This window comes from Pandoraea morbifera, assembly GCF_902459575.1.
Taxonomy (GTDB): domain Bacteria; phylum Pseudomonadota; class Gammaproteobacteria; order Burkholderiales; family Burkholderiaceae; genus Pandoraea; species Pandoraea morbifera.
On sequence record NZ_CABPSD010000006.1, the window covers coordinates 117,822 to 132,049 of the forward strand.

General features: G+C 63.4%; 15 protein-coding genes and 1 pseudogene. 12 read left to right on the top strand and 4 right to left on the bottom strand.

The features are described 5' to 3' along the window. Position 1 precedes the first annotated feature (1 nt). The 4 genes from trmD to PMO31116_RS12055 all read left to right on the top strand — a co-directional run bounded on the left by trmD (position 2) and on the right by PMO31116_RS12055 (position 3,274). Positions 2-781: a tRNA (guanosine(37)-N1)-methyltransferase TrmD gene (trmD, locus tag PMO31116_RS12040; protein WP_150566923.1), complete on the top strand. Its 780-nt coding sequence runs from the start codon at positions 2-4 to the stop codon at positions 779-781. Between the two features lie 106 nt (positions 782-887). Then, positions 888-1,274, top strand: a complete 387-nt coding sequence (rplS, locus tag PMO31116_RS12045; RefSeq protein ID WP_023873771.1) for a 50S ribosomal protein L19 — start codon at positions 888-890, stop codon at positions 1,272-1,274. Between the two features lie 247 nt (positions 1,275-1,521). After that, positions 1,522-2,205 carry a CoA pyrophosphatase gene (locus PMO31116_RS12050; RefSeq protein WP_246185264.1) on the top strand — a complete coding sequence of 228 codons (684 nt, stop codon included), beginning with the start codon at positions 1,522-1,524 and terminating at the stop codon, positions 2,203-2,205. Between the two features lie 130 nt (positions 2,206-2,335). After that, on the top strand, positions 2,336-3,274 hold the full coding sequence (locus PMO31116_RS12055; RefSeq protein WP_150566924.1) for a CobD/CbiB family protein: 939 nt from the start codon (positions 2,336-2,338) through the stop codon (positions 3,272-3,274). A gap of 102 nt (positions 3,275-3,376) precedes the next feature. On the opposite strand, the gene rsgA is transcribed toward PMO31116_RS12055, so the two are convergent. Beyond that, positions 3,377-4,324, bottom strand: coding sequence for a ribosome small subunit-dependent GTPase A (rsgA, locus tag PMO31116_RS12060; protein ID WP_150566925.1), 948 nt, complete (start codon positions 4,322-4,324; stop codon positions 3,377-3,379). Next, positions 4,321-5,568 (bottom strand): M48 family metallopeptidase, encoded by a 1,248-nt coding sequence (locus tag PMO31116_RS12065; protein ID WP_150566926.1) that lies wholly within the window; start codon positions 5,566-5,568, stop codon positions 4,321-4,323. The genes rsgA and PMO31116_RS12065 overlap by 4 nt, the downstream gene beginning before the upstream one ends. A gap of 102 nt (positions 5,569-5,670) precedes the next feature. Between PMO31116_RS12065 and orn the strand changes: the two genes are divergently transcribed. After that, positions 5,671-6,309, top strand: a complete 639-nt coding sequence (gene orn / locus PMO31116_RS12070; protein ID WP_150566927.1) for an oligoribonuclease — start codon at positions 5,671-5,673, stop codon at positions 6,307-6,309. Between the two features lie 101 nt (positions 6,310-6,410). Here orn and mog read toward each other — a convergent pair whose 3' ends face one another. Beyond that, positions 6,411-7,031, bottom strand: coding sequence for a molybdopterin adenylyltransferase (gene mog, locus PMO31116_RS12075; RefSeq protein WP_150566928.1), 621 nt, complete (start codon positions 7,029-7,031; stop codon positions 6,411-6,413). After that, positions 7,031-7,636, bottom strand: coding sequence for a ribosome biogenesis factor YjgA (gene yjgA / locus PMO31116_RS12080; protein WP_150566929.1), 606 nt, complete (start codon positions 7,634-7,636; stop codon positions 7,031-7,033). Before yjgA ends, mog begins: the two co-directional genes overlap by 1 nt. Before the next feature lie 115 nt (positions 7,637-7,751). On the opposite strand from yjgA, the gene pmbA reads away from it, so the two are divergent. The 7 genes and pseudogenes from pmbA to PMO31116_RS24420 all read left to right on the top strand — a co-directional run. Beyond that, a complete protein-coding gene (gene pmbA / locus PMO31116_RS12085; protein ID WP_150566930.1) occupies positions 7,752-9,110 on the top strand; it encodes a metalloprotease PmbA in 1,359 nt (452 codons plus the stop codon). 218 nt (positions 9,111-9,328) lie between these two features. Continuing rightward, positions 9,329-10,480 carry an ABC transporter substrate-binding protein gene (locus tag PMO31116_RS12090; RefSeq protein ID WP_150566931.1) on the top strand — a complete coding sequence of 384 codons (1,152 nt, stop codon included), beginning with the start codon at positions 9,329-9,331 and terminating at the stop codon, positions 10,478-10,480. Positions 10,481-10,610: 130 nt separating this feature from the next. Further along, on the top strand, positions 10,611-11,492 hold the full coding sequence (locus PMO31116_RS12095) for a branched-chain amino acid ABC transporter permease (protein WP_150566932.1): 882 nt from the start codon (positions 10,611-10,613) through the stop codon (positions 11,490-11,492). 13 nt (positions 11,493-11,505) lie between these two features. Continuing rightward, positions 11,506-12,381: a branched-chain amino acid ABC transporter permease gene (locus PMO31116_RS12100; RefSeq protein WP_150566933.1), complete on the top strand. Its 876-nt coding sequence runs from the start codon at positions 11,506-11,508 to the stop codon at positions 12,379-12,381. A gap of 18 nt (positions 12,382-12,399) precedes the next feature. Then, positions 12,400-13,200, top strand: a complete 801-nt coding sequence (locus PMO31116_RS12105; protein WP_150566934.1) for an ABC transporter ATP-binding protein — start codon at positions 12,400-12,402, stop codon at positions 13,198-13,200. After that, positions 13,197-13,910, top strand: a complete 714-nt coding sequence (locus PMO31116_RS12110; protein WP_150566935.1) for an ABC transporter ATP-binding protein — start codon at positions 13,197-13,199, stop codon at positions 13,908-13,910. The genes PMO31116_RS12105 and PMO31116_RS12110 overlap by 4 nt, the downstream gene beginning before the upstream one ends. A 178-nt stretch (positions 13,911-14,088) precedes the next feature. Next, positions 14,089-14,220 (top strand): annotated as a pseudogene (locus PMO31116_RS24420) (S-adenosylmethionine decarboxylase); the annotation flags it as partial. Between the last annotated feature and the right edge of the window lie 8 nt (positions 14,221-14,228).

Genomic DNA, 14,228 nt, shown 5'->3' on the forward strand with positions numbered 1-14,228 from the left:
GATGCAGTTTGACGTCGTCACGCTTTTTCCCGAGATGTTTCGGGCGCTGACCGACTGGGGCGTCACCAGCCGGGCGCTGAAGCAGTCGCGCTACGGTCTGCGGTTTTGGAATCCGCGTGATTTCACGCACAACAATTACCGCACGATCGACGATCGCCCCTATGGTGGCGGCCCGGGCATGGTGATGCTGGCCAAGCCACTCGACGACGCGATCGCCGCCGCGAAGGCCGCGCAAGCCGAAGCCGGCGTGCCGCGGGCTCGCGTGTTGCTGATGTCGCCGCAGGGCAAGCCGCTGACACATCGTCGTGTGGTCGAGCTCAGCGAGCAGGAGCAGGGACTGATCCTGCTTTGCGGACGTTATGAAGCCATCGATCAGCGTTTGATCGATCGTGTGGTGGACGAGGAAGTCAGCGTTGGCGACTTCGTGCTGTCGGGCGGTGAGCTGCCTGCGATGGCGCTGATGGATTCGGTGATCCGGCTCCTGCCGGGCGCACTGAACGACGAGCAGTCGGCGCAGCAGGACAGTTTCGTCAACGGCTTGCTCGATTGCCCGCATTACACGCGTCCGGAAGAGTACGAAGGTGTGCGGGTGCCCGATGTGTTGCTGGGCGGGCACCATGCCGAGATCGAGAAGTGGCGACGCCGCGAGGCGTTGACCAATACCTGGCGCAAGCGCCCCGACCTGATCGAGAGCGCGCGTGCCAACGGTTTGTTGAGTCGTGCCGACGAGGCATGGCTTGCAAGCCTGAAGGCCGATGCGAATGATGCGTCGGCCGGCTAGGCAGCGGGTGTCGTCATGGGGACGGCACTCGGTTTGAACCCATCCTCTGTCGGGGCCGGCGTGGTGCCGGTATGGAACGCCGATACGATGGCACTAGGAGTGGTAAATGAATCTGATCGCCAAGATCGAGCAGGAAGAAATCGCGCGTTTGACCGCGAACAAGACGATCCCCGAATTCGCCCCGGGCGACACCGTGATCGTCAACGTGAACGTGGTTGAAGGTAACCGCAAGCGCGTTCAGGCTTACGAAGGCGTTGTGATCGCCAAGCGTAACCGTGGCCTGAACTCGGGTTTCATCGTGCGCAAGATTTCGTCGGGTGAAGGTGTTGAGCGTACGTTCCAAACGTACTCGCCGCTGATCGCCAGTATCGAAGTCAAGCGTCGCGGTGACGTTCGTCGCGCCAAGCTGTACTACCTGCGTGAGCGTTCGGGCAAGTCGGCACGTATCAAGGAAAAGCTCTCGTTCAAGAGCAAGCCTGCTGCCGCCGAGTAAGCCGGACGCCGCTACGCCTGGCGACCTCGTGGCCGGGCGCAGCCAAAGCCGCATGGAAAAAGCACCCTTCGGGGTGCTTTTTTCGTCATGGGCCCGGCATGGCGGCGTGGCGGCGTGGCGTCGATGTGGCGGTGCGTCATGATGGGGGTATGCGGGGAATTGCCATGGAATTGGCATTTTCTTCGCGTGCACGCATTTTTTGCTTCCTCGCTAAAATAGCGAGGTTGCTCATCGTTCAAAGGTCTACGTGGCGCCACCTCTCATCCTGCATCCAGAAGCGTTACCCATCGTCTCGACGGGCGAGGGTGAGCCGGTGCCGGCGGAGCGGCTGACGCCAGAGGCGTTGCGCGATCGTCTCGCCAGCCCACCGGTCTGGACGCCGGAGACCGGCAACATCGAGTTGATTTCCCCGTCGTTGTTTACGCCTCGCGCCGCCGCTGTGCTGGTGCCGATCGTCATGCGCCCGCATGGCACTACCGTACTGCTCACGCGCCGAACGCAGCACCTGAGCACGCATGCCGGGCAAGTCAGCTTTCCGGGGGGCAGTCGCGAACCCGACGATCCGTCGTTGATCGCGACGGCCTTGCGCGAATCGCGCGAGGAAATCGGCCTCGATTCGCGCGCGGTGGAAGTGATCGGGCGTCTGCCGGATTACGTGACGGGGACCGGTTTCCGTGTCGCGCCCGTGGTCGGTCTGGTCAAGCCGCCGTTCGATCTGGTAGCGGACGTCGGTGAGGTGGACGAGATATTCGAGGTGCCGCTCGCATTCCTGATGGATCCCGCGCATCACCAGATTCGTGTGTTCCATTACCAGGTCGGGGAGCGGCGCTTTTACGCGATGCCCTACCCCAAGCCGGCCGGAGGGGAGTATTTCATCTGGGGCGCGACGGCAGGCATGCTGCGAAACTTCTACCAGCTTTTGCGGGCCTGACGCGACGTAACGCGCGTTTGCGCAGGTTGTCTGCCTGACGATGCCGCGCGGCGCCAGGCCGCATGGGACGGGCATTCCCGGCTAGCTGTGCTATCGTTACACCATTCCGTCCGATGATCTGATCGCACGCATGACATTCTTTTCAGTACTCCTCGCGCTGATCCTCGAGCAGGTGCGTGCCCTCTCCACGCAAAACCCGGTCTACAACCTGATTCGCTCCCATGCGACGCATACGTCGCAAACGTTCGATGCCGGGCAACCGCGTCATGGCGTGCTTGCGTGGCTGGTCGTCGTGCTGCCGTTCGTCCTGGTTGTCGCCGTGGTCTACTACCTGCTCATGCGGGTCAACATCTTCCTCGGCTTCGCGTGGAACGTACTCATCGTGTATCTGACGATGGGATTTCGACAGTTCAGTCACTATTTCACCGACATTCACGTCGCGCTGAACAACGACAACGTCAGTGAGGCGCGCGAGATCCTGCGTCAATGGATCGGCATCGATACGGTCGACATGCCGGTCGACGAGATTGTGCGTCACACGCTGCTGCATGCGGTTATCGCATCGCATCGACATGTCTTTGGCGTGTTCTTCTGGTTCCTGATGCCCATCGGGCCTGCGGGGGCAGTGCTGTACCGACTGGCTGAATACCTGTCGCGGCGCTGGACCGAACCCGCACCGGATCGCAGCCCCGCGTTCGGCGCTTTTGCGCGCAAGGCGTTCTACGTCATCGACTGGGTACCGGCACGTCTGACAGCCATCGGCTTTGCCATCGTCGGCAACTTTGAAGACGCGATCTACGCCTGGCGCCACTATGCCAAGCAATGGCCTAACGAAAACGAAGGCATTCTGCTGGCGGCCGGCAGTGGAGCCCTGGGTGCACGGCTGACCGGGCCGCTCGCGGAAGTGTCCAGTGTCGATGCGCTCAATCAGGGGGACGACGCGGTCTTGCCGGTGGGAAGCGAATGTACGCCTCGCACGCTGCAGGCCGCCGTGGGGCTCGTGTGGCGTGCCGTGCTGTTGTGGATGCTGCTGCTTCTGTTGCTGACGCTTGCCGTTTGGCTTGGCTGACCCGGCCAGGTAGTGCACCGGACAAAAAACCCCGCTGATGCGGGGTTTTTTTGCTTCGGTGCCCAGTGGCGTCCACGGCCCCGAGCGTTCTCACGAAATGCTTCAATAGGGAATCTGCTGCTCAGACTCGTGCACCAATTGCGCATAGAGGGCGTGGCGCTGCTCGGAAATTCGCCCGTCGGCCACCGCTTCGAGGATCGCGCAGCCGGGCTCTTTCAGATGATGACAGTTGTAGAACCGGCATCCCGTGAGCAGCGCGCGGAACTCGGGAAACGCGCGCTCAAGCGCGCCTTCCTTGAGGTGGTGCAGACCGAACTCCTGGAAGCCCGGCGAATCGATGAGTAATCCGCCGTCCGGCAAATGAAAGATTCGGGTGAACGTGGTCGTGTGCTTGCCGGAATTGAGCACGGTGGAAATTTCGCGCGTCGCGGCATCCGCATCGGGGACGACGAGGTTGACGAGGCTCGATTTCCCCATGCCCGATTGCCCAAGCAGCAGCGACGCCTGATGCGCGAGACGCGGTAGCAGCAGGGCGGTGGCCGCCTCGGGGGCGGCGCGCACGGACAGCTCGAGGACTTCGTAGCCCAGGGCGCGATAGGGCGCCAGCCGCTCGCGCGCGGCTGGCAACGCGCCAGTCACATCGGTCTTGTTGAGCACGATCAGCGGACGCAACCCATTGGCTTCCGCGGCAACCAGTGCACGGCCGAGCAGGTCTTCGCTGAAATAAGGTTCGGTCGCCAGCATGATGACCAGCTGGTCGATGTTGGCCGCGAAGAGCTTGCTCTTGAATTGGTCCGAGCGATAGAGCAGATTGCGCCGCGGAAGAATTTCCTCGATCACGCCCTGATCGCCCGTGCGTGCCCATGCGACTTCGTCGCCGACCGCGATTTCGCTCTTCTTGCCGCGCGGAAAGCACAGCACCGTTTCGCCGTCATCGGCTTCCACGACGTAGTGGCGGCCGTGAGCCGCCGCCACACGGCCAAGACGTCGTTCTGTGGCCGTCGCCGTTGCCTCGATTGGCGAGGCCTTGCCCTTGAACCCGCGCTTCATGCGTGCCCCAGCAGTCGGTCGATGCGTTGCGACGCCGGGGGATGCGAATAGTAGAACGCGGTATAGACCGGGTCGGGCGTGAGCGTCGACGCGTTATCCTGATACAGCTTCACGAGCGCGTTGACCAGATCGCTGGCCTGTGTCTGGCTCGCGGCGAAGGCGTCCGCCTCGAACTCGTGCTTGCGCGAGGTCAGGCTGCCCAGCGGACTGGCGAAGAAGCCGAACACCGGCAGCACGAGGAAGAACAGGATCAGTGCCAGGGCGTTGTTGCTGCCGGTCATCGAGGGCATTACGCCGAGGTCCGTATAGAACCAGGTGCGGCCGGCCAGCCAGCCCAGGAGTGCCAGGAACACCAGCGAAAGGGCGAAGGCGACGATCAGGCGCTTGGTGATGTGGCGACGCTTGAAGTGTCCGAGCTCGTGCGCGAGTACCGCTTCGATCTCCGCCGGCGACAGACGTTCGATCAACGTGTCGAAGAAAACGATGCGCTTGGCTCGGCCGAATCCGCTGAAGTACGCATTGCCGTGGGCCGAACGCTTCGAGCCGTCCATCACGAACAGGCCACGCGCCGCAAAACCGCACCGCTTCATCAGGCCCTCGATGCGCTGTGCCAGCGAGGCGTCCGCAAGCGGCTCGAACTTGTTGAACATCGGCGCGATCACGTGCGGGAAGATGAACTGGACGAAGAGGTTGAAGGCAACCCAGACGACCCACGCGTAAAGCCACCACATGGGGCCGGCGCGGTCCATGAGCCAGAGCACGACGAACAACAGCGGCAGGCCGAGCACCACCCCGACGGCCGTGCCCTTGAGCATGTCGGCGATGAACAGGCCGAGCGACATGCGGTTGAAGCCGAAGCGCTGCTCGATGACGAACTGCCGCACGTAGGTGAATGGCAGGTCCACGAGGCCGGAGATCAGCAGGACCGCGGCAATCAGCGCGATCTGGCCGACGTAACCCTCGCCGAGCCACGCGGAGATGCCGACATGCAGCAGGTTCAGTCCGCCCAGCAACGTGAACGCCACGAGCAGTACCGCCTGCGCGAAGATTTCCGCCATGCCCAGGCGCGTGCGCGCCACCGTGTAGTCGGCCGCGCGCTGGTGGTCGGTCAGCGTGATCGTGTCGGCGAACCGCTCGGGTACCGCCGCCCGATGGGCGACCACGTGGCGAACCTGACGGGCCGCGAGCCAGAGCTTGGTCATGACCATCGCCAGCAGGAAGATCACGAAGAGATAAGTGAACATGCGCTTTTGGGGAATCTGAAGTATGCGAGAATTATAAGTTCTTTCGACCGGCGAGGCGCCGTGCCGGTCTTCCATCGATCTGTTTTCCAGAGTCTTCCGATCATGTCCGTTATCCCATCCCGGAATCCCACGCCCGTCGAAGCCGAAACGACGCTCGCGCGCGCCGAGTTCAATTTGGTCTGGCTCGATATGGAAATGACCGGTTTGCAGCCCGACAGCGACCGGATTATCGAAGTTGCGGTGGTCGTGACCGATTCAGCGCTCACGCGGCGTATCGAAGGGCCGGTATTCGCCATTCATCAGTCCGACGCCGTGCTCGACGGCATGGACGACTGGAACAAGTCGACCCACGGCCGCTCGGGCCTGATCGATCGCGTGAAGGCATCGACGATCGACGAAGCGTCCGCCGAGGCGCAACTGATCGAGTTCCTGTCCCGGTACGTGCCGCCGAACAAGTCGCCGATGTGCGGCAACTCGATCTGCCAGGATCGCCGCTTCATGGCGCGTTACATGCCCAGGCTCGAGGCGTTCTTCCATTACCGGAACCTGGACGTCAGCACCCTCAAGGAGCTGTGCCGCCGCTGGGAGCCGACCGTCTACAAGGGTTTTACCAAGCGGGCAGCCCACACCGCGCTTGCCGACATCCACGAGTCCATCGACGAACTGGTGTACTACCGCGAGCACTTCCTGAAAACCGCCGTGCCCGGTACCGCCGATGCCCCGGCAGCCACCCCGGACTGAGCCCCGCCGGACACAAAAAACGCCAGCGATCTTGCTGGCGTTTTGCATGGAAGCTGCGGGAAATCGATCGCGAGGCCGGCACGCGGCCCCGGCGCGCGCGATCAGGACGACTTCGGCGCCCGAATCGCGTTTTTCGGACGGAAGGCCTTGCACACCGCGTCATCGGTTTCGATGTACGGGCCGCCGATAAGATCGATGCAGTAGGGTACGGCGGCAAAAATGCCCGGCACGACGGGCTTGCCGTCGACATCGCGCAGCCCTTCGAGCGTTTCCTTGATCGATTTGGGCTGCCCGGGCAGGTTGATGATGAGCGCGGCGTGGGCCGGCGTCTCGCGAATCACGGCGACCTGTCGAGACAGAATCGCGGTCGGGACGAAACGCAGGCTGATCTGGCGCATCTGTTCGCCGAACCCCGGCATTTCCTTCGTTCCCGCGCGCAGGGTGGCCTCCGGCGTGACGTCGCGCCGCGCCGGCCCGGTGCCGCCAGTCGTGAGCACCAAGTCGCACTGCATCGTGTCGACAAGCTCGATCAGGGTGGCCGTGATGCCGTCGGCATCGTCGGGGATCAGGCGGGTCTCGGCCACCCACGGCGATGTGAGTGCGGTGCCGAGCCACGCCTGAAGCGCAGGGATGCCCTGATCTTCATAGGTGCCCTGGCTCGCCCGATCGCTGATCGAGACGAGGCCGACGCGAAGTTCGTCCGGATGGGAGCGTGCGACCATCAGTCTTCCTCGCGGGTTGGGAATTCCGGCAGATCGCTTTGCGCGTCGTCCGAAGTTTCGGTGTCGGGCGTGCCGGCCCCCATCAAATCCTTGAGTGCCTGGAACAGCTCGCGAAACGCCTTGGGGGGCTTCTGCGCGGCCTGTTCGCGCCGGGCATTGCGAATGAGCGTGCGCAGTTGCTGCGCGTCGGCCCCCGGGTGCTGGGCGACCAGCTCGGTGAGGGCCTCGTCCTTGGCGAGCAGCCGCTCGCGCCAGCGTTCCAGCGCGTGCAGCTTGGCCGTTTCCGCCTTCGATACCCCCTTGATGACGTCGAGGGCTTGCCGGATGGCCTGGACTTCGGACTCGTGCAGGGTGCGCATCTGCTTGCCGACGTATTGCAATTGCCGGCGGCGGCCTTCGTGGGCGGTGATCTTGCGGCAGTCGCGCACCGCCTGTTCGAGATTTTCCGGCATCGGCACGCGCGCGAGCGCGTCCTTGGCCAGGTTGACCAGTTCTTCGCCGAGATCCTGCAAGGCGTGCGACTCGCGCTTGCGCTGGGATTTGCTGGGGCCTTCGTCGGAAAGCTCGCTGTGGGCGATACGGTTAAAGCGTTGAATGTGCGTCATGGGCGCTATTGTAGCGCGGCGCGCGGCGTCCAAATAGTTGTCCGGCCTGTGCACGACGGCGCGCAACTCGCGCTAAGATGGCGGTTCCTAATCAGCCACTGACCGAATCGCGCCGATGTCCCAAGCGACCCAGCACTTCACGCATACCCAGGATCAACTCAAGGAAATCGTCAGCGACGTATTGCAGTACGCCCGTTCGCTCGGCGCCACTGACGCGGCGGCCGAGATCTCCGAGGGCGACGGGCTGTCGGTTTCGGTGCGACGCGGCAAGGTCGAGACCATCGAGCGCAACCGCGACAAGCTGGTGGGCGTCTCGGTCTTCATCGGTCAGCGGCGCGGCAACGCCAGCACGTCGGACTTCTCGCGCAAGGCCTTGCACGACACCGTCGACGCTGCGTTCAACATCGCGCGCTTCACGGCCGAGGACGACTGCGCCGGCCTCGCCGAGACCGAACTGCTCGAGATGCACCCGCAGGATCTGTCGCTGTTCCACCCCTGGGACATCACCGCCGACGAAGCCGTGGAACTGGCGCGCCGCGCCGAGAAGGCGGCGCTCGACGTGAGCCCGCTCATCCGCAATTCCGAAGGCGCCGGCGTATCGGCGCAGCACTCCCAGTTCATGCTGGGCACGACACGGGGCTTCCTGTCGGGCTATCCGTATTCGCGTCACTACCTGTCGGTCTCGCCGATCGCGGGGTCGGGCAGCCACATGCAGCGCGACGACTGGTATTCGTCCAAGCGCGCCGCGGGCGACCTCGCGTCGCCGGAAGCGGTGGGACGCTACGCCGCCGAGCGCGCGCTCGCGCGCCTGCACGCCCGCAAGCTTTCCACCCGGAAATGCGCCGTTCTGTTCGAGGCACCGCTTGCGGCCGGCTTGCTCGGCGCCTTCGTGCAGGGCGTGAGCGGCGGGGCGCTCTACCGCAAGGCCACGTTCCTGGTCGACACACTCGGCAAGCCGGTGTTTGCCGATCACGTGGGCATTCACGAGGACCCGCATGTACCGCGCGCGATGGGCAGTGCGCCTTACGACGAGGAAGGCGTGAGGACGCGCGCGCGGGACGTGGTGAGCGACGGCGTTGTCCAGGGATACTTCCTGTCGACCTATTCCGCCCGCAAGCTCGGCATGCAGACAACCGGCAACGCGGGCGGATCGCACAACCTGCGTATGTTCAGCAAGCTGACCGCGCCGACCGACGACTTTCGCGCCATGCTGCGCAAGCTGGGCACGGGCCTGCTCGTGACCGAGCTCATGGGGCAGGGGGTGAACTACGTTACCGGCGACTACTCCCGCGGCGCGTCGGGCTTCTGGGTCGAAAACGGCGAGATTCAGTATCCGGTCGAGGAGATCACGCTGGCCGGTAATCTGAACGACATGTTCCGGCAGATCGTGGCCATCGGCGCCGACACGCTCGTGCGCGGAACCAAGGAAGTCGGGTCAATCCTGATTGAACAAATGACCATCGCCGGTCATTGATGCTGCAAAAGTGGATTCTGGCGCCATAAACACGTTGCATTTATGCGCCAGAACGGGGCAAAACCCCATTTGTCGTGTCCGTTGCAAGCAGTTTGCGTTATGCTTAGGAGTTTTCTTAAGCTACGGCTTAAGAGTGGATGCGGTGGTTAGGGTAATGGGCGCGCTCATAAGGCGCGCCTTCTCATAACTAGAGACTAGGTATTGGAGGAAGAGGACTCATGAAAAGCACCATGACCAAGTTGCTGTGCGCACTTGTCGCCACGGGGATGGTGGCTGCGGCCCACGCAGCCGATCTGAAGATCGGCGTGGCCGAAGCGCTGTCGGGCGGCGCTGCGCAGTACGGCGCGGCCATCAAGAACGGCTTCCAGCTTGCAGCCGACGAAATCAACGCCGCGGGCGGCATCAACGGCAACAAGCTCGTGCTTCAGATCGAAGACGAGCAGGGCAAGAAGGAAGAGGCGATCAACGTCTTCAAGAAGCTGATCTTCCAGGACAAGGTGCTCATGGTCTTCGGCCCGACGCTGTCGAACTCGGCACAGGCGGCCGATCCGATCGCTCAGGCGGGCAAGACGGTGGCGTTCGGTACCTCGAACACGGCTGACGGCATTACGTCGATCGGCGACTACATCTTCCGCAACTCGGTGACCGAAGCCGACGTGCTGCCCGAGACCATCAAGGTCGCGGCCAAGCATACCGGCATCAAGAAGGTGGCCGTACTCTATGGTAACGACGACGTCTTCACCAAGAGCGGCTACGACAACTTCAAGAAGGCGCTCGCCGACCTGAAGATCCCGGTCACGACGACCGAGACCTTCGCCAAGGGCGATGTGGACTTCAAGGCGCAGCTCACGAAGATCAAGGCAAGCAATCCCGACGCCATCGTGCTTTCGGCCCTGATCGCCGAAGGTGCGCCGATCATGGTGCAGGCCCGTCAGCTGGGTATCAACGTGCCGTTCATTGGCGGCAACGGCATGAACTCGGTCAAGGTGTTCGACCTGGCCAAGGGCAGCTCGGATGGCCTGTGGGTGGGTAGCCCGTGGTCGATCGAGAACGGCACGCCGGCCAACACGAAGTTCATCGGCGCCTACAAGGCCAAATACAACGTGGCCCCGGACCAGTTTGCCGCACAGGCCTACGACGCGATGTACATCGCCGCCAGTGCGATCAAGAGCGTGAAGATTTCGGGCAACCTGGAAGCCGACCGCAAGGCGCTGCGCGACGCGCTGCCGAAGGTCACGCATGACGGTGCGACGGGCAAGTTCGCTTTCCGTCAGGCCATGGGCAAGAACGGCAAGCCGGCCGGCTACGATGCACAACAGGCACCGATCGTCAGCGTGACGAAGGGTGGCAAGTACGTCATCGAGAAGTAAGCAGCCCGGCAGTACTTGAAGAAGTCCGCATGGGCGTAGGGCCGAAAGGCGCTACGCCCATCGGCGTTTCTGGCGCACACCGCACCCCCGCGCGGTTTGCGCCTTTGTCCCTCAGGCTGGAATACACACCATGCTGGAACAGCAACTCGTCAACGCGCTCTCCCTCGGGTGCGTGTACGCCTTGTTCGCGCTCGGGTTCACACTCGTGTTCGGCATCCTCGGCGTTATCAATCTCTCGCACGGCGCGGTCTTCATGGTTGGCGCCTATGCCGCCTTGCAGGCTGTCGTGCGCCTGCACCTGCCGCTGTGGGCGGCCATTGTCACCGCGGTGATCGTCGCGGGCCTGCTCGGCCTGCTCATCGACGTGTTGGTGCTCAAACCGCTGCGCAAGCGCGGCGCGCCTCACCTGATTCCGATGATCGCCACCATTGGCGTGGGCATTTTGCTCAACAACGGCGTGCAGGGCATCTTCGGCGCGGAGAACCTGCGTTTTCCTTACGACGTCGTATCGCAAGACACCCTGACGGTGGCCGGCGTGCACATGACCGTGCTCGAGCTCGCGATCATCTTCATCTCGTTCGCGCTCATGGCCGTGCTGATCACCACGATCAAGAAGACGCAACTGGGGCGCGCGCTGCGCGCCATTGCCGAATCGCCGAAGGCGGCGTATCTGCTCGGCATCAACGTGGAGGGGCTGTTCCTGGCGACGTCGTTTGCGGCGGCGGGCCTCGGTGGCATGGCGGGGGTGCTGATCGGCCTGTACTCGAATGCGGTGTTTCCGCTCATGGGGCAGCCGATGCTGCACAAGGGGATCGCGGTGATCATTCTGGGCGGCATGGGCGACATTCGTGGCGCGATGATCGGCGGCCTGTTCCTCGGTTTTGCGGAGGTGCTCTCGGTGGCCTACATCGGCTCGAACATGCGCGACGCCGTGGCGTTCGGCCTGCTGTTCCTGATCCTGCTGGTGCGTCCGCAGGGGTTGTTCGGCAAAGTGCTCGAACGCAAAGCGTAATCACGGGGGCGCAATGGACTGGTTCAATAATTTCTGGGCGGTTTACAGCAATCTGGTGCTCACCCTGGGCACCAACGCGCTGCTGGCCCTGTCGATTTATCTCACCCTCTCGTGCGGCATGCTGGCCATGGCCAACGCCGCGTTCATGGGCATCGGCGCCTACACTGCCGCGCTGCTCACGATGAACTACGAGACGTCGTTTGCCGTTTCGCTCGCGGGCGGCATGGCGGCACCCGCGATCGTGGCCTTCATCATCGGCAAGCCCACGCTGCGCCTGTCGGGCGTGTATCTGGCGATGGCAACGCTTGGCTTCGGCGAAGTCGTGCGCGTGCTCATCCTGAACACGGAGGATCTGACCGGTGGCGCGCTGGGCCTGAATGGCATTCCGCAGCTCACGCAGTGGTGGCACGTGGCAGGGGCGGTGGTGATCACGCTCGCGGTACTGTGGCGCCTGCGTCGCTCGAAGGTGGGCCGTGCGTTCGAGGCCATCAAGGAGGATGAAACGGCGGCGGGTCTCATGGGCATCGACGTCACCGGCTACAAGATGCTCGCGTTCGTGCTGGGCGCCGTGCTGGCCGGTCTGGCGGGCGCGCTGAATGCGCATCTGACGTTCTTCATCGGGCCGAACGAGTTTGGCTTCGATCGTGGCGTCGAGATCCTGACGATGGCCATTCTCGGCGGTATCAATGGCCTGGCGGGACCGGTGCTCGGCAGCACCATTCTCACGCTGCTGCCCGAGTTGCTGCGTGCGTTCAACGACTTCCGCCTTGTGGTCAACGGCCTGATCCTGGTGCTGATCGTGCTGTTCCTGCCCAAGGGTATCTGGGATCCGATGCGCTTTCGCCGCTGGTTCCGTGCCGGCAAGGCGCGCTCGGCCTCTTCCACGTAAGCGGACAGGGGACACGACATGCTCAAGCTTTCCAATATTTCCAAGCGTTTCGGCGGTCTTCATGTGCTGCAGGACGTGAACATCGAAGTGCCGCAGGGCACCATCTTCGGCCTGATCGGCCCGAACGGTGCCGGCAAGACGACCGTATTCAACCTGATCACCGGGCTGTTGCAACCCACGGGCGGCAGCATCACGTTCGACGGCGCGAGCCTCGTGGGTGAGAAGCCGCACCGGATCACGCAGCGCGGCATTGCCCGTACGTTCCAGAACATTCGCATCTTCAAGGAGATGACGCTGATCGAGAACGTGGTGGTCGGCATGCATCGCCATCTCACCTACGGACCCGCCGGCTTGCTGCTCTCGCTGCCGGGGTTCCGCGACATGGAGAAGCGATCGCGCGAGCGTGCGCATGAGCTGCTCTCGTGGGTCAAGCTCGACCATAAGGCTTACGACATTGCCGACAACCTGTCGTACGGCGATCAGCGCAAGCTCGAACTGGCGCGCGCGCTGGCGACCGAGCCCAAGCTGCTGCTGCTCGACGAGCCAGTCGCCGGCATGAACACGGGCGAGAAGGTCGATCTCATGAGCGAGATCGAGAACATCAAGGCGCGCGGTTACACGATCTTCATGATCGAGCACGACATGCGCTTCGTGATGGGCCTGTGCGAGCGGATCGCGGTGCTCAACTTTGGGCGCATCATCGCCGAGGGCAATCCCGACGAGATCAAGAACAACCCGCAAGTCATCGAAGCCTATCTCGGGCGCGATGACGACGACGATGTGGCCGCACTGGCGGCCGGCGCGGAGGACAAGGCATGAGCGCGCTGCTCGAAGTGAAGGGCCTGAAGGTCGCCTATGGGCATATCGAGGCGGTCAAGGGCGTCGATTTTGCATTGCGCGAGCATGAGATCACCTCGCTCGTCGGTGCCAACGGCGCAGGTAAGTCGACCACGCTGCTCGCATTGTCCGGCCTCATCCGGAAGCAGGCGGGATCGATCCTGTTCGAGGGCGAGGAGATCGGTGGACTGGCGCCGAACAAGATCGTTCAGCGCGGTCTGGTGCAGGTTGCCGAGGGGCGCGCCACGCTCACGACCATGAGTGTGCGCGAGAACCTGGAGCTGGGCGCGTACACGCGTCGCGACAAGCAGAACGTGAAGCCGGACCTGGACAAGGTGCTCCAGCGATTCCCGCGCCTTGCGGAGCGGATCGATCAGATGGCGGGCAACCTGTCGGGCGGGGAGCAGCAGATGCTGGCGATCGGTCGCGCGCTGATGGCTCGTCCGCGTTTGCTGCTGCTCGACGAGCCGTCAATGGGGCTGGCGCCGATCATCGTGCAGGGCATCTTCAATACGCTCAAGGAGATCAATGCCGACGGCCTGACCATCTTCCTGGTGGAGCAGAACGTGCGGCAGGCGCTGAAGATTGCCCAGCACGGCTACGTGCTTGAGACGGGCAAGGTCGTGCTCGACGACACGGGGCGGAATCTGCTCGGCAACCCTCGCGTGCTGGAGGCTTACCTGGGCGGGTGATCCCCGATCGAGCGGCCAGCGGTTTTCGCGTGGCAACTTGCTAACGCAACACAACGCAAGCGCGTCGCCTCACCCGGGAGCAGGGGGCGGCGCGCTTTGCTTTGGTGAGCGTGATTCTCGTCCTCTGACGCGCTCGGTACGATCGACAACCGGCGTTTGAAATGTTTCACCTTCCGGCGTCACCGTACGGGCGCCACTCGCCGAGCCTCACGCATCGCTTCACACGTGTCCGGCCGAGTCGCGGGCGTTCTTCGATGCGTTCACGTGCGTCCGGGCATGCGATCCGCAGGTCATCCTTCCCACGCTGCTCGACGCGTT